Source organism: Paracoccus albus, assembly GCF_027913035.1.
GTDB classification, from domain to species: domain Bacteria; phylum Pseudomonadota; class Alphaproteobacteria; order Rhodobacterales; family Rhodobacteraceae; genus Paracoccus; species Paracoccus albus.
The window spans coordinates 366,554-380,464 of record NZ_CP115775.1; the positions used below are offsets into that span (position 1 = coordinate 366,554).

The 13,911-nt window shown below is 58.8% G+C and carries 17 protein-coding genes; 15 read left to right on the top strand and 2 right to left on the bottom strand.

The window, feature by feature from the left end; translation table 11 throughout:
• The first annotated feature begins 106 nt into the window (after positions 1-106).
• The 4 genes from PAF20_RS01865 to PAF20_RS01880 all read left to right on the top strand — a co-directional run bounded on the left by PAF20_RS01865 (position 107) and on the right by PAF20_RS01880 (position 3,573).
• Positions 107-706 (top strand): flavin reductase family protein, encoded by a 600-nt coding sequence (locus PAF20_RS01865; protein WP_271072062.1) that lies wholly within the window; start codon positions 107-109, stop codon positions 704-706.
• Positions 703-1,239, top strand: coding sequence for an adenine phosphoribosyltransferase (locus PAF20_RS01870; RefSeq protein ID WP_271072063.1), 537 nt, complete (start codon positions 703-705; stop codon positions 1,237-1,239). Before PAF20_RS01865 ends, PAF20_RS01870 begins: the two co-directional genes overlap by 4 nt.
• Positions 1,211-2,137, top strand: a complete 927-nt coding sequence (locus tag PAF20_RS01875; protein WP_271072064.1) for a DMT family transporter — start codon at positions 1,211-1,213, stop codon at positions 2,135-2,137. The genes PAF20_RS01870 and PAF20_RS01875 overlap by 29 nt, the downstream gene beginning before the upstream one ends.
• Before the next feature lie 131 nt (positions 2,138-2,268).
• The gene (locus tag PAF20_RS01880; RefSeq protein ID WP_271072065.1) at positions 2,269-3,573 is read left to right on the top strand and encodes a prolyl oligopeptidase family serine peptidase; all 1,305 of its coding nucleotides are present in this window, start codon (positions 2,269-2,271) and stop codon (positions 3,571-3,573) included.
• A gap of 8 nt (positions 3,574-3,581) precedes the next feature.
• Here the strand turns inward: PAF20_RS01880 and PAF20_RS01885 are convergent, their stop codons facing one another.
• Positions 3,582-5,210: an MFS transporter gene (locus PAF20_RS01885; protein WP_271072066.1), complete on the bottom strand. Its 1,629-nt coding sequence runs from the start codon at positions 5,208-5,210 to the stop codon at positions 3,582-3,584.
• A 76-nt stretch (positions 5,211-5,286) separates the two neighbouring features.
• Positions 5,287-5,538: a GlsB/YeaQ/YmgE family stress response membrane protein gene (locus tag PAF20_RS01890; RefSeq protein WP_271072067.1), complete on the bottom strand. Its 252-nt coding sequence runs from the start codon at positions 5,536-5,538 to the stop codon at positions 5,287-5,289.
• 297 nt (positions 5,539-5,835) lie between these two features.
• On the opposite strand from PAF20_RS01890, the gene ndhC reads away from it, so the two are divergent.
• From ndhC to PAF20_RS01945, 11 genes are all read left to right on the top strand, one after another.
• Positions 5,836-6,201 (top strand): NADH-quinone oxidoreductase subunit A, encoded by a 366-nt coding sequence (gene ndhC / locus PAF20_RS01895; RefSeq protein ID WP_271072068.1) that lies wholly within the window; start codon positions 5,836-5,838, stop codon positions 6,199-6,201.
• Positions 6,201-6,725 carry a NuoB/complex I 20 kDa subunit family protein gene (locus PAF20_RS01900; RefSeq protein ID WP_271073232.1) on the top strand — a complete coding sequence of 175 codons (525 nt, stop codon included), beginning with the start codon at positions 6,201-6,203 and terminating at the stop codon, positions 6,723-6,725. Before ndhC ends, PAF20_RS01900 begins: the two co-directional genes overlap by 1 nt.
• Before the next feature lie 3 nt (positions 6,726-6,728).
• Entirely contained in the window at positions 6,729-7,346 is a 618-nt protein-coding gene (locus tag PAF20_RS01905; protein WP_271072069.1) for an NADH-quinone oxidoreductase subunit C, read from the top strand.
• A gap of 3 nt (positions 7,347-7,349) precedes the next feature.
• The gene (locus PAF20_RS01910; RefSeq protein WP_271072070.1) at positions 7,350-8,585 is read left to right on the top strand and encodes an NADH-quinone oxidoreductase subunit D; all 1,236 of its coding nucleotides are present in this window, start codon (positions 7,350-7,352) and stop codon (positions 8,583-8,585) included.
• Entirely contained in the window at positions 8,582-8,725 is a 144-nt protein-coding gene (locus PAF20_RS01915; protein ID WP_271072071.1) for a hypothetical protein, read from the top strand. The genes PAF20_RS01910 and PAF20_RS01915 overlap by 4 nt, the downstream gene beginning before the upstream one ends.
• A gap of 94 nt (positions 8,726-8,819) precedes the next feature.
• Entirely contained in the window at positions 8,820-9,965 is a 1,146-nt protein-coding gene (locus PAF20_RS01920) for an NADH-quinone oxidoreductase subunit E (protein ID WP_271072072.1), read from the top strand.
• 29 nt (positions 9,966-9,994) lie between these two features.
• Entirely contained in the window at positions 9,995-11,041 is a 1,047-nt protein-coding gene (locus tag PAF20_RS01925; protein WP_271072073.1) for a helix-hairpin-helix domain-containing protein, read from the top strand.
• Positions 11,041-11,271: a DUF5337 domain-containing protein gene (locus tag PAF20_RS01930; RefSeq protein ID WP_271072074.1), complete on the top strand. Its 231-nt coding sequence runs from the start codon at positions 11,041-11,043 to the stop codon at positions 11,269-11,271. The genes PAF20_RS01925 and PAF20_RS01930 overlap by 1 nt, the downstream gene beginning before the upstream one ends.
• A gap of 9 nt (positions 11,272-11,280) precedes the next feature.
• The gene (nuoF, locus tag PAF20_RS01935) at positions 11,281-12,576 is read left to right on the top strand and encodes an NADH-quinone oxidoreductase subunit NuoF (protein WP_271073233.1); all 1,296 of its coding nucleotides are present in this window, start codon (positions 11,281-11,283) and stop codon (positions 12,574-12,576) included.
• 4 nt (positions 12,577-12,580) lie between these two features.
• A complete protein-coding gene (locus tag PAF20_RS01940; RefSeq protein WP_271072075.1) occupies positions 12,581-13,378 on the top strand; it encodes a class I SAM-dependent methyltransferase in 798 nt (265 codons plus the stop codon).
• A 127-nt stretch (positions 13,379-13,505) separates the two neighbouring features.
• On the top strand, positions 13,506-13,907 hold the full coding sequence (locus PAF20_RS01945) for a DUF5333 domain-containing protein (protein WP_271072076.1): 402 nt from the start codon (positions 13,506-13,508) through the stop codon (positions 13,905-13,907).
• Positions 13,908-13,911: the final 4 nt, after the last annotated feature.

The following is a 13,911-nucleotide window of genomic DNA, read 5'->3' on the forward strand; positions in this document are numbered from 1 at the left end:
GAGCGCACATCCGGCGCGATGCGTAACACGACTTTCGGCAGTTGCAATAATTCGGTGGACGCTGACAGCGCAGGGGGGCAGGATGCGACCGCAATCAGGAGGCGTCATGTTCTACCGACCAGAGGCCGGCCACGGCCTGCCCCACAACCCCTTCAACGCCATCATCGCACCGCGGCCAATCGGCTGGATATCCACGCGTGGCAAGGATGGCGACAACCTTGCACCCTACAGCTTCTTCAATGCGGTCGCCTATTTTCCGCCACAGGTCATGTTCGCCTCGACCACGGCGAAGGAGGACAGGCCGGGGATGAAGGATACGCTGGCCCATATTGCCGAGACCGGAAGCTTTTGCGTGAATATCGCCTCGGGGGCGCTGATTGACCAGATGAATGCCTCAAGCGCCGGTCTGGCAGCCGGGGTAAGCGAGTTCGACGCCTGTGGTATCGAGGCGGCGGAATGCGAAACGATTGATGCGCCGCGCGTCGCGCGCGCCCCCGCCGCGATGGAGTGCCGGTCGACGAAGATCCAACGCCTGCCGGGAGAGGCGAACTGGCTGGTCATCGGTACCGTTACGGGCGTTCACCTTCGTGACGACTGCGTGAAAGACGGGCGGTTCGATCTGCAACAGGACGGCTGGTTGGCCCGGATGGGCTATCGCGACTATGCGAAGGTGCAGGACATATTCGAACTGGAGCGGCCGGAATGACGCAAAAGACGGTCAAAGACTATATCCGCAGCATTTATGATTTCCCGCATGAGGGGATCATCTTTCGGGATGTCACGACGCTGTTTGCCGATGCGCGGGGATTCAGGATGGCAGTCGACCAGATCCTGCATTTTTATGCCGGTCAGAAAATAGACAAGGTGGTCGGGCTGGAGGCGCGCGGCTTCATCCTTGGCGGTGCGGTCGCGCATCAGCTGTCGACGGGTTTCGTGCCGATCCGCAAAAAGGGCAAGCTGCCGGGCACTGTCATCTCGGAGGCCTATGAACTGGAATATGGCGAAGCGGTGATGGAATTGCACGACGACGCGCTGAAAGAAGGCGAGCGGGTTTTGATCGTCGACGACCTTCTGGCGACCGGAGGAACGGCAGAGGCCGGCATCAAGCTTTGCAAGCGTCTGGGTGCTGACGTTATCGGCTGTGCCTTCGTCATCGATCTGCCAGATCTGGGCGGGCGTGACCGGTTGCAGAAGCTCGGTATGCCTGTTCATGTTCTTTGCGCGTTCGAGGGCGCGTGACGTGACCCCGGCGGACAGGCCGGCAGCGGTTGATAAGGCCAATATCCTTGGCAGTGTCTGGATGGTCGCCGCTATGGCGGCCTTCGCGGTTGAAGATGTGTTCATCAAGGCAGCCGCGCGATCTTTGCCCATTGCCGAAGTTATGGTCCTGTTCGGATTGGGCGGTGCGGTGCTGTTTGCAGGCTTTGCCCTCATTTGTGGAGAGCGGCTGATCTCCGCAGCGGTCTGGTCGCCTGTCATGCGCCTGCGGATGCTCTTCGAGATATTCGGAAGGCTATTTTACACGCTCGCCATAGCGCTTACGCCGCTATCCTCGGCGACGGTGATCCTGCAGGCAACGCCTATCGTTGTGGTCGCAGGCGCCGCTGCGGTATTTGGCGAAAAGGTCGGCATCAGGCGTTGGATTGCCATTCTGATCGGCCTTGCAGGCGTTGTCGTCATCATCGGGCCCGGCACGGACAGCTTCAGCCTGCTTTCCATTCTGGCCGTTGTCGGAATGCTGGGTTTTGCTGGCCGCGACCTCGCAAGCCGCGCCGCGCCAGCAGGAGTGAGTACCGCAATCTTGGGCTTTTACGGCTTTTTAGCGATTATCGTGGCCGGTGCAGCCTACTCGTTTTGGGAAGGCGCTGCTTTCCTCTGGCCCGATGGTGTCAGTGTGCTGAACCTTTCCGGGGCGGTATTCGCTGGAATTGCTGCCTATGCCTGCCTGATGAAGGCCATGCGCACTGGCGAAGTCTCTGCCGTTACGCCGTTCCGATACTCGCGGCTGTTATTTGGCGTCGCCTTTGGCGTGCTGCTGTTCGACGAAACGCTCAGCCCGCAGATGGTTCTGGGCTCTGCCCTCATCGTTTGTTCAGGGTTGTTTATCCTTTGGCGGGGACGGCGGGTTCAGAAGTAAGCTGAACAAAATGAAGGGACGGGGATCGGGTATCACCTGTTCCGCGTTTAGTTGCTGCGACAGTCGGCCTCAGCAGCTTTTTAGGGAACATTTGGCTTTTTAGGGAACATTTGGAGAGAAGGAATTTTGATATGCGATCCTTGTTTTTATCATCTGTTGGTGCGGCGTTTATTCTATCGACCGCTGTTCTGTCGGCTCAGGAAGCGGTTGGCGACGGCCGCTCATCAGGTCCGGCAGTTAACTCAACGGTGTTTTACACGCAGGACATCGCGGCCGTGACCTCCATGACAGAGGTGTTCGGCGATGGTCAGCGACTGACCGCAGTCGCTGTCGAATATACGGCGGAGATAGCGAACGACACGCTTTCATCAGAGCAGTTCAGCGTCAGTGATCGAAATATTCTGCGCGTCTATGCCAATGAGCAGGCCGCCATGTCAAATGAGGGCAGTGACGGAAGGTTCGTGATTCTGGAACTGGATCCGGAGGACGAAAGCGCTGTTACCTTCGCTGCTGGGGTTGATGAGCCTGCACAGGCGGTCGTCGCGCAAACCGGACAGGTTGCGACAGTCACTGGCGATATGATCCCCGCAACAGAGACCGCGATCATCAACACCCGTCAGGTCAATCTGATCGTGGATGATTTTCGTCAGTTTCGCTTTACCGACCCGGAAACAGGGCTGATCCTCAACTATAACCTGTTTATTCCGAATGAATACGACGCTGATCAGGAATACCCGTTGGTGCTGTTCATGCATGACGCCGGGGTGACCGGAACCAATCCGCTGCGCACATTGGAGCAGGGATTGGGGGCTGTCTCTTTCGCTAGTCCGAGGGATCAGCGAAAGCATCCTTCCTTCGTGCTGGCGCCGCAATACCCGGTCTCACTGGCAAATGACGCCTCGCAGACGTCTGTTTACGCAGATATGACCGTTCGTTTGATAGAAGCGTTGCAGCAGGAATATTCTGTCGACCCGAACCGGCTTTACACCACCGGCCAATCAGGCGGTTGTATGACCTCGATTGCACTGAATATTAAGTATCCTGATCTGTTTGCGGCCTCGCTGCTGGTGGCGGGGCAATGGGATGTGTCGCAGGTCGCGCCTTTGGCGCAGGACAGGGTTTTCGCGATTGTTTCTCAGGATGATAAGAAGGCGTATCCAGGTATGTCGGCTATCATGGACACGCTTGAAGGGCAGGGCGCTACCGTCACGCGGGCGGTCTGGAACGGTCGTTCGACGCCCGAAGAGTTTACCCAATCGCTGGAAGACCTTCGCGCCGAAAGCCGTGACAGCAACATCTATTTCGTCGCGTTCGAGGAAGGCACTGTGATTCCCGAAGGAGAAAGCGCTGAAGGGGCGGCGGGGCACGTCAATACCTGGCCCATCGCCTATGACATCCCCGGTGTCCGTGACTGGCTGTTCGAGCAGTCGAAATGATCAGGGTCTCACGGAAGATCAATCTTGCCACGCAAGGGCACGTCTGCATGGGATGCGGCGTCATGACGCTCGATCAGGCGGTGAACGGGCGGGTAACCCTCGTCCTGATGCAGTTGTGTTAAGGCTTCGGTCACGACCGTGTCGCTGACGGTCCGACGGCTGTTGTGACGGATATAATCGTCCCAGGTTGCGATGTGATAGCTTTCCGTCCAGTGATCGGGCTTTTCCAGATCGCGCAGCAACACCCATGATCTTGCGCCGTCGCGGCGCCGGCTGTCGCGGCGTTTGACCATCAGTGACAGGAACTCCTTCGTGTCCTTTGGCGCGATGTGATAATCGACCATAATCATGATCGGCCCGGAACGACCGCGCAGGTCCAGCCCCAGTTCCGGTTCGCGGAAGCGGTTGGCGGGTGTCAGGTCCGACTGGCTGAAATCCGGCATGGGCAGCGCGAGGCCGATCAGGCAGGTGATCAGCAACCCGATTCCCGCGCCGATCAACGCCTCATCGACGCCCGATGCCTCGGCCACGGCGCCCCAAAGCCACGCGCCAGCCGCCATGCCGCCGAAAGTCACCGTCTGATAGAGCGCCAGAGCGCGTGCCACCACCCAGCGAGGCGTCGACAATTGCACGGTGACGTTGAAGAGCGACAGGGTCAGCACCCATGCCAGCCCGGCCGGAAACATCGCCAGAGCATGAGCCCACACACTATCTGTCACTCCGACAAGGATTGCCGAGGCGGCGAAGATCGCCGTACTGAACCGGACGACCCATTCATTGTTCATCCGCGCCCGGATGCGCGTGTTGGTCAAAGCACCGATAATCGCGCCCGCGCCGAAGCAGCCAAGCAGCACGCCGAACAGAAAGGATCCGCCCTCTGGGTGGGATTTCGCCACCAAGGGCAGCAATGCCATCAAAGCGGCCGCCGAGAGGCCGAAGGCGGTTGATCGGGTCAGCACGCGCACAAGGTTTGGCGACAATGCGACATAGCGAAGTCCTGCACCTACGGCAGAAACAAATGGTTCACGCGCGATGGTTCGCTGCGGATAATCCGGTCGCCAGCGGCTCATCGCGATCAGCAGAGGGATATAGCTGAACGCATTGACCATGAAGCCCACGGCCGCACCCCATGCCGCAACGATCAGGCCACCCGCCGCAGGCCCGACCGACCGCATCAGGTTAAACCCGACAGAGTTGAGCGTCACGGCCTGCGGCAGATCCTCACGCGGCACCAAATCGCCCATGCTGGCCTGCCAGGGCGGGTTGTAAAGGGCTTGGCCAAGGCCGATCAGAAAGGTGAAAGCAAGCAGGGTCCAGGGCGTGATCGCCCCTGTCCAGGCAACGAAGGCCAGTATCGCTGACATAAGCCCCATGAATGCAATCGCTGCCATCATGATCTGCCGACGGTCGAAAATATCGGCCAAAGCGCCTGAGATCAGCGCAAAAAGCATGATCGGCAATGTGTTGGACGCTTGCACCAAGGCGATGAGAGTCGCGTTGGTCGTCAGCTGCGTCATCAGCCAGGCGGCGCTTACCGCCTGAACCAGACCACCAAAGTTCGAAATGAGTGTCGCTGTCCACAGGGCGCGAAAAGCGGTGTGCCTGAAGGGCGCGAAGGTGGAAGCTTGGGGTGACATTCCGCGCAGTCTGCCCGGAACTGAAAACCCCCGCAAGCGGGTTGCGGGGGTCTTGGGATTTGGAAGCTGAGCTTGCTCAGGTTGCGCGGTTGATCAGCCTCAGCAACAACAGCAGGATGACTGCGCCGATCGTGGCCCAGATGATTTGCATGATGATGTTGCTGGATTCTCCGGCGAGCCCAATTGCGGGGAACAAGAACGACGCAATCAATGCGCCAACGATGCCGACAACGATATTTACCAAGATACCATGACCGTGACCTTTCACGATCTGTCCTGCCAGCCAGCCGGCGATGGCGCCGACGATAATTGCTACGATGATACCCATATGTCCCTTTTCCTTTCAGATGGTCCTGTAGACGAGCGTGTATCAGCAACGCGCAGTTGCGTCGCAGGTTCCAGTATTGTGCGTATGATTAATTTTCTGCAAGCATTGACTTGCGGCCTGTAGCTGCTGCGGTGATACGCTGACATTTCCGTCGCCGAATTCGGCTTGCACGAATGCGATTCGTGCTTCGGAATTGCGCCGGCCCGAGTTGACCCTTATTCGCCGCAGGGATAAACGGGCTATTAGCCCAACCCAAACGAAGCCGGGGCCCGGCTGTCGCATAAGGGAGCCTTAATAGTGGACTATCTGCTGTCCGAATACCTGCCGATCCTGGTGTTCATCGCCATGGCCTCGGCGCTCGCGCTGATTCTGATGGCCGCGGCCGCGGTCGTAGCGGTGCGTAACCCCGACCCTGAAAAGGTCTCGGCCTATGAATGTGGGTTTGAGGCATTCGACGATGCGCGGGCCAAGTTTGACGTCAGATTCTATCTGGTGTCGATCCTGTTCATCATTTTCGACCTTGAAGTGGCCTTCCTGTTCCCTTGGGCTGCCAACTTCTATCACCTTTCAGAGCTCGCCTTCTGGGGAATGATGCTTTTCCTTGGCGTTCTGACCGTGGGCTTTGCCTATGAATGGAAGAAGGGGGCTCTGGAATGGGCGTGATGGTTGGGCAGAATGTTGCGGGCCCCGACCGCGACGCGCAGGTGCGCGAGCTGTCGAATGAGTTGCAGGACAAAGGCTTTCTGCTGACCACGACCGAGGACATCATCAACTGGGCGCGCAACGGCTCGCTTCACTGGATGACCTTCGGGCTTGCCTGCTGCGCGATTGAGATGATGCAGGCTTCCATGCCGCGTTACGATGTCGAACGTTTCGGCACCGCGCCGCGCGCTTCGCCGCGCCAGTCTGACCTGATGATTGTGGCCGGGACGCTGACCAACAAGATGGCCCCTGCGCTGCGCAAGGTTTATGACCAGATGCCAGAACCCCGCTATGTCATCAGCATGGGCAGCTGCGCCAATGGCGGCGGGTATTATCACTATTCCTATTCCGTTGTGCGCGGCTGCGATCGGATCGTCCCGGTTGATATCTATGTGCCGGGTTGCCCGCCCACGGCAGAGGCGTTGCTTTATGGCATCCTGCAGTTGCAGCGGCGCATTCGGCGCACAGGCACGTTGGTGAGGTAAATCATGGCCCTTTATCCTGATACCGACGCGCTGAGCGATCTTGCGGATCTGGTGCAGGTCCGTTTTCCAGATGATGTGGAATCCGCGACCATTGCCTTCGAAGAACTGACCGTCACCGTTGGTCTGTCCGGCCTGCTTCGGTTGATCGAATTCCTGCAATCCGACGCCAATTGCCGGTTCTCGACCTTGATCGACATCACCGCAGTCGATCACCCCGAGCGCCCGGCGCGTTTCGATTTGGTCTATCAGTTCCTGTCGATGTACCGGAACCAACGTATTCGTCTGAAGGTCGCTGTGCGCGAGGATGAGCTTGTGCCGTCAGCTACCGGTATATTCCCCGGTGCAGACTGGTATGAGCGCGAGGTATTCGATCTGTTCGGGATCATGTTCTCGGGCCATCCGGACCTGCGCCGGATCCTGACCGATTACGGCTTCCACGGCTATCCGCTGCGCAAGGATTTCCCGACCACCGGCTATGTCGAGGTTCGCTATGACGAGTCGCTGAAACGCGTTGTTTACGAACCCGTCAAGCTGACGCAGGAATACCGTCAGTTCGATTTCCTGTCCCCGTGGGAGGGCGCGAAATATGTGCTTCCCGGCGACGAAAAGACCGAGGGCTAAGACATGGATGGTGATATTCGCGTCAATACTTATGACGACGGTTCGCGCGACGCGCTCACCGAAGAACAGGCGATCCGCAACTTCAATCTGAACTTCGGTCCTCAGCATCCGGCCGCGCATGGTGTGCTGCGCCTTGTCGTCGAGCTTGACGGTGAGGTTGTCGAGCGCTGCGATCCGCATATCGGGCTGCTGCATCGCGGCACCGAAAAGCTTATGGAATCGCGCACTTACCTGCAAAACCTTCCGTATTTTGACCGTCTGGACTATTCGTCACCGCAAAATCAGGAACATGCCTGGTGCCTCGCCATCGAGAAACTGACCGGGATTGAGGCGACGCCGCGCGCCAAGATTATCCGTGTGCTGTTCTGTGAAATCGGGCGGATTCTGAACCACCTGCTGGGGATTACGACAGGGGCGCTTGATATCGGTGCGCTGACGCCGCCGCTTTGGGGCTTCAAGGCGCGGGAAGAGCTGATGGTCTTCTGCGAGCGTGCTTCCGGCGCCCGTCTTCATATGGCCTATTACCGGCCCGGTGGCGTTCACGCGGACCTGCCGCCCGAACTGATCGACGATATCGAAGCATGGTGTGAGACTTTCCCGGCGCTTGTCGACGATCTCAACACGCTTCTGACCGAAAACCGTATCGTTAAACAGCGACTGGTCGATATCGGCGTCGTCACAGAGGAGGACGCGCTGAACTGGGGATACACCGGGGTGATGGTTCGCGGTTCGGGCCTCGCATGGGACCTGCGCAAATCGCAGCCCTATGACGGGTATGAGGAATATGATTTCCAGATTCCCGTTGGTAAGAACGGCGACTGCTATGACCGTTATCTGGTCCGCATGGCGGAGATGCGCGAATCCGTCAAGATCATGAAGCAGGCCTGCGAAAAGCTGCGCAAAACGCCGGGCGATGTTCTGGCGCGCGGTAAGCTGGCCCCGCCGAAGCGGGCGGCGATGAAAACGGATATGGAAAGCCTGATTCATCACTTCAAGCTGTATACCGAAGGCTTCAAGGTCCCTGCCGGAGAGGTTTATGCCGCGGTGGAAGCGCCTAAGGGCGAGTTTGGCGTCTATCTGGTGTCGGATGGAACGAACAAACCCTATCGGGCCAAGCTGCGTGCGCCGGGCTTTGCGCATCTTCAGTCGATGGACTGGATGGCGACCGGACATATGCTGTCGGACATTCCGGCCTTCATCGCGACGCTTGATATCGTCTTCGGTGAGGTGGACAGATGAGCGGCTTGCGGATGTCCGTTTTGGTTGGGCTGGCCCTGCTTGGGCTTGCCGCCTGTCAGCGTAACCCGGAAATCGGATTGTCAGCCGAGCGCGGCGGTCCGCAGGTTCTGAACCCGCAGCCGGCCCCCCCGGCGCAATAGAGTTTTCCGGCCTGCACCGGGCCGGACCATGGATTGAGATGCGCACATCGTCGGTTGGGCGCGGATCGCAACAGTAAGGAACGGATAGAAGAAGATGCTTCGCCGCCTCAGCCCTCTCCAGCCGGACTCATTCGAGTTTACGCCAGCCAACCTCGAATGGGCGCGGGCGCAGATGACCAAATACCCTGAAGGCCGCCAGCAATCGGCGGTCATTCCGGTGCTGTGGCGGGCGCAGGAACAGGAGGGGTGGCTGACGCGTCCGGCAATCGAATACTGCGCGAAGCTGCTGGACATGGCGTATATCCGCGTCCTGGAGGTCGCGACTTTTTACTTCATGTTCCAGCTTCAACCCGTTGGTACTGTTGCGCATATCCAGATTTGCGGAACGACCACCTGCATGATTTGCGGTTCGGGTGAACTGATCGCGGTTTGCAAGGAAAAAATCGCGCCTCAGCCCCATATGCTGTCCGAAGATGGCAAGTTTTCGTGGGAGGAGGTCGAATGCCTTGCTGCCTGCGCGAATGCGCCGATGGCGCAGATCGGCAAGGATTATTACGAGGATCTTACGCCCGAAAAGCTGGCCCAACTGATTGATGCGATGGCGGCGGGTAAGGTCCCGGTTCCGGGCCCGCAGGATGGGCGGTTTTCGTCCGAGCCGGCAGAGGATCAGAGTGCGCTGACCAACCTGGTACCGGCGCAAGAACAGAACAATGCCTCGGTCGCTCTCGCCTTGGATCTGAAGGACACGCTCAAGCGTATTGACGGCAGCGAAGTGCCCGTGCTGACGCCTTGGCTTCGCAAGCCTGAAGGTGCTGCAGACGACCGCAGCGGGAACAACATCCAGTCAGAGGACGAACCCCGCCCCGCCGAGGGGCAGCCGGTCGATGAAACCGGTGTGACAGAACAGGAAGCGGCGGTGAAACCCGCCGCAGAGCCCGAAGCCGACGCGCCCGCCGGGTCATCCGATGCTGAGCCGATCGGACGCCAGCCGGTGAAGCTCGAGGCCCCGCGCGAAGGTTCGGCAGACGATCTCAAGCGGATCTCCGGCGTCGGGCCGGTTCTGGAAGAACTGCTCCACTCGCTGGGTATTTACCACTTCGATCAGATATCGAACTGGGATGATGAAGAAATCGCGTGGGTCGACGAAAACCTTGAAGGATTCAAGGGACGCGTCAGCCGTGACGAATGGGTCCGGCAGGCAAGGGAATTTGTCAAGGAAAGTGACGGCAAGACCAGCTAGAATGTAACGATACCTGAACGGGGTGACCGATGCTGAAGAACGAATGCTCTCGCAATTGCTGGCTGGCAGCCGCTGTGGCTGGTCTGTTGGTATGGATATTCAACGGGACCTTCATCGGGGGCCTCGTTCTGGGGCTTATTACGTTCTTCCTTCTTGGCAGCGCTCTGATCTGGCTGGTCTGTACTGGCCGGGGTGGGGCAGCAGAAGATGCCGAGGTCCTGAGCCGCGAAGCCGCGCCTGAAAGCAGTGACGACGGCGTGCTCAATCGCGCTGAGCAGGCGGTGGTCGATGCCGGGAACGCCTTTGCCGCCGGGACCGTTGCTGCTGTCGCCAAAGGCCGTGAAGCCTTGCAGGATATGCGCGACGAATCCAAAAAACCGCACGACGATGACAACCGAGATCACGACCGTGGCGAAGATGAGCGCGAAGACCGTGACGCCGATGACGACAGCATCCTGGAACGCGCGGAAGAGCGGCTGGAGAAAGCCGGTGAGGCGGTAAAAGACGCGATGGGTGCTCTGGCTGCGCGTGGAAAGGACGCGATCAGCACGCTGAAGAACCGTGGCGATGATGATGCGGACGAAGTCTCTCCGGCAGATGGCGGACGGATGAGCCTTGCGGCAAATGTCTCTCCGGCTGGGCAGTCGGCGGTCCCGACCGATCCCGAAGATGCTGCTGCGAAACCCGCTGCGACCCCGGTAAAGCCAGAGCCTCGGACTGCTGCTGCTGACGACACTGCGGAAGCCGGCCAGCCACAGCCAAAAGCGGCTGAGCCGCAGAAGGCCACTGACGCGAAGGCCGATACGGAAGAACCCGTGTCGGCCGCTGGCCCGGACGATCTGAAAGAGATTAAGGGCGTCGGTCCTGCCCTCGAAGGGCTTTTGCACGAAAATGGCGTGACCAGCTTTGCGCAGATTGCAGGCTGGGGTGAAAGCGACATAGATCACTATGCCGAATTGATTGGCCGCATGGGCGGTCGCATCCGCTCAGACGATTGGGTGTCGCAGGCAAAGGTGCTGGCAAAGGGCGGCTCGACCGAGTTTTCGCGCCGCGTCGACAAAGGTGAGGTCTACTGATGGTCGATCGGTCGGCCCATGATGCGGCGCAAATGCGTCTTGTCGCGGTCGTGATGGCCCTGACGGCCATTCTGTGGCTGGCGGCAAACTGGGCCGGACAGCGCTTTGGCTGGCCGTCTAAATATGCGTATCTCGCGGATCTGGCCGCGATAGGTGGTTTTGTCTGGTCGCTGCTTGTGGCCTGGCGTATCTGGCAGCGCGGCAAGGCGCGGTCGGGCAAGGAAGGATAAGAACGGATGCTGTTGCAGGACAAGGACAGGATTTTCCAGAACCTTTACGGGATGGGAGACCGTTCACTGAAGGGCGCACAGTCGCGCGGTTGCTGGGATGGCACCGCCGACATCATCGCGCGCGGCCGCGACAAGATCATTGAAGAGATGAAGGCATCGGGCCTGCGCGGTCGCGGCGGCGCGGGCTTCCCGACCGGTTTGAAATGGTCTTTCATGCCCAAGGAATCGGATGGCCGTCCGGCTTATCTGGTCATCAATGGCGATGAATCCGAGCCTGCGACCTGCAAGGACCGCGAGATCATGCGCCATGATCCGCATACCCTGATCGAAGGTGCGTTGATTGCCAGCTTCGCGATGAACGCGCACGCGTCCTACATCTATCTGCGTGGCGAGTTCATCCGTGAGCGTGAGGCGCTTCAGACAGCGATCAACGAATGCTATGATGCCGGGCTGCTGGGTAAGAATGCGGCGGGTTCAGGTTGGGACTTTGACCTGTACCTGAATCACGGCGCGGGTGCCTATATCTGTGGCGAGGAAACTGCGCTGCTGGAAAGTCTGGAGGGCAAGAAGGGTATGCCCCGCATGAAGCCGCCATTTCCGGCTGGCGCGGGGCTTTATGGCTGCCCGACGACGGTGAACAACGTGGAGTCCATCGCAGTTGTGCCGACGATTCTGCGGCGCGGGCCGGAATGGTTCGCGGGCTTTGGTCGTCCGAACAATGCGGGCACCAAGCTGTTCGGCCTGACCGGCCATGTGAACACGCCCTGTGTCGTTGAAGAGGCCATGTCAATTCCGATGAAAGAGTTGATCGAAAAGCATGGCGGCGGCATTCGCGGCGGCTGGAAGAACCTCAAGGCGATCATTCCGGGCGGCGCGTCCTGTCCGGTCCTGACGGCAGAGATGTGCGAAAACGCGATCATGGACTATGATGGCATGAAAGAGCTGAAATCCAGCTTTGGCACCGCATGCATGATCGTCATGGATCAGTCGACCGACGTGATTGCAGCGATCTGGCGGTTGTCGAAATTCTTCAAGCATGAAAGCTGCGGCCAATGCACGCCTTGTCGTGAGGGCACCGGCTGGATGATGCGCGTCATGGAGCGTCTGGTCACGGGCGAGGCAGAGGTCGAGGAAATCGACATGCTGTTCGACGTCACCAAGCAGGTCGAGGGCCACACGATCTGTGCCCTGGGTGATGCGGCGGCCTGGCCGATTCAGGGCCTGATCCGCAACTTCCGTGGGGAGATTGAAGACCGTCTGAAAGCGAAGAAGACCGGGCGCATGGGCGCCATGGCGGCGGAGTAACGACGTGACGGAAGAGGCGACATCGGTTGCAGAACACCATGACCACGAACCCTTCTGGAAGCGGGCGCGTGGTTTGCAATATCTGAATTTTCTGTCGCAACTTCATTCGGAGATGCTATTCGACACGTATTTTGAGATTGGTACCAACCGAGGTAACAGCCTCTACCCATCGCGTTCGCGTACCGTGGCGGTTGATCCCTACTTCCGGGTGGAGAGAAATGCCATTGGTGTGAAGCCCGAGCTACATTTCTTTCAGTGCAGCTCGGACGAGTTTTTTGAGCGCGATTTCCTGAAGCGCAACGGGATGTCCATCAGCTTTGGATTCCTCGACGGGATGCATCTAAGCGAGTACCTGTTACGGGATTTCATTAATGCCGAGCGTAATTGCCGCGAAGGGTCGGTATTGGCGCTGCACGATTGTTGTCCTTTCAGTTACAAGATGCTGACTCGTGATACTGAAAATTTGCCGTTCCGTGAGGCATGGACAGGCGACGTCTGGAAGCTGATACCGATCTTGAGCGAACATCGGCCCGATCTGAAATTAACGGTCCTCAACTGCAAGCCTACCGGGCTAGTGATTGTGAGCGGACTCGATCCGGAGAATGACACGCTTTCGCGCAAATATGACAAGATCGTCGAAAAATGGGTCGGTATCGACTTGGAAGATTACGGCGTCACTCGCTTCAATGATCTGTTCGAGTATACGGACGCCCAGAGCTTTGCGGATGACGGATTCCCGCTGTTTTCCGATATCGCTTTGAAAAATGTTCAGGCGTTGAAGCCGGTAAAGGTGTCGACATGAGCCTGCTTTCGAACACCAACTTCGCAATGTGTCGGAATGCATTCACGAACCGCTCACCCCTCCGTGTCGGGCAGTCCATGACCGCTCGTGATATGACGCTCTCCATAAACAAATGGAGGCACGAGCCATGAAGAAACTGATCGCACTTACCCTGACCGCAGGAATCCTTGCCGCTCCGGCAATGGCGCAGGCACCGCTCAGTCAGGAAAAATACATCAATGACCGGCTGATCGCCGCGCGTGTCGCGGACCGCGTGCGCCGTGAATGCCCGTCGATTGACGCGCGGATCGTCTATGCGTGGAGCCAGGCGCGCGCTTTGAAAAAATATGCGCAGAATCAGGGTTACTCTTCGGCCCAGATTGACGCATTCCTCGACAGCAAGCCCGATAAGGACCGCATCTATGCTGCGGCCGAAAACTATCTGACCCGCAACGGCGCGGCCAAGGGGGATGCCGAATCCTTCTGCCGCATCGGTCGGGCCGAAATCGCAAGCAAGTCGGTCGCTGGCTCTTTGCTGGTGGCCAAGTAAGGAC

Coding starts and splice junctions, on each gene's coding strand:
- PAF20_RS01865 (WP_271072062.1), top strand. CDS start 107: ATGTTCTACCGACCAGAGGCCGGCCACGGCCTGCCCCACAACCCCTTC.
- PAF20_RS01870 (WP_271072063.1), top strand. CDS start 703: ATGACGCAAAAGACGGTCAAAGACTATATCCGCAGCATTTATGATTTC.
- PAF20_RS01875 (WP_271072064.1), top strand. CDS start 1,211: ATGTTCTTTGCGCGTTCGAGGGCGCGTGACGTGACCCCGGCGGACAGG.
- PAF20_RS01880 (WP_271072065.1), top strand. CDS start 2,269: ATGCGATCCTTGTTTTTATCATCTGTTGGTGCGGCGTTTATTCTATCG.
- PAF20_RS01885 (WP_271072066.1), bottom strand. CDS start 5,210: ATGTCACCCCAAGCTTCCACCTTCGCGCCCTTCAGGCACACCGCTTTT.
- PAF20_RS01890 (WP_271072067.1), bottom strand. CDS start 5,538: ATGGGTATCATCGTAGCAATTATCGTCGGCGCCATCGCCGGCTGGCTG.
- PAF20_RS01900 (WP_271073232.1), top strand. CDS start 6,201: ATGGTTGGGCAGAATGTTGCGGGCCCCGACCGCGACGCGCAGGTGCGC.
- PAF20_RS01905 (WP_271072069.1), top strand. CDS start 6,729: ATGGCCCTTTATCCTGATACCGACGCGCTGAGCGATCTTGCGGATCTG.
- PAF20_RS01910 (WP_271072070.1), top strand. CDS start 7,350: ATGGATGGTGATATTCGCGTCAATACTTATGACGACGGTTCGCGCGAC.
- PAF20_RS01915 (WP_271072071.1), top strand. CDS start 8,582: ATGAGCGGCTTGCGGATGTCCGTTTTGGTTGGGCTGGCCCTGCTTGGG.
- PAF20_RS01920 (WP_271072072.1), top strand. CDS start 8,820: ATGCTTCGCCGCCTCAGCCCTCTCCAGCCGGACTCATTCGAGTTTACG.
- PAF20_RS01925 (WP_271072073.1), top strand. CDS start 9,995: ATGCTGAAGAACGAATGCTCTCGCAATTGCTGGCTGGCAGCCGCTGTG.
- PAF20_RS01930 (WP_271072074.1), top strand. CDS start 11,041: ATGGTCGATCGGTCGGCCCATGATGCGGCGCAAATGCGTCTTGTCGCG.
- PAF20_RS01945 (WP_271072076.1), top strand. CDS start 13,506: ATGAAGAAACTGATCGCACTTACCCTGACCGCAGGAATCCTTGCCGCT.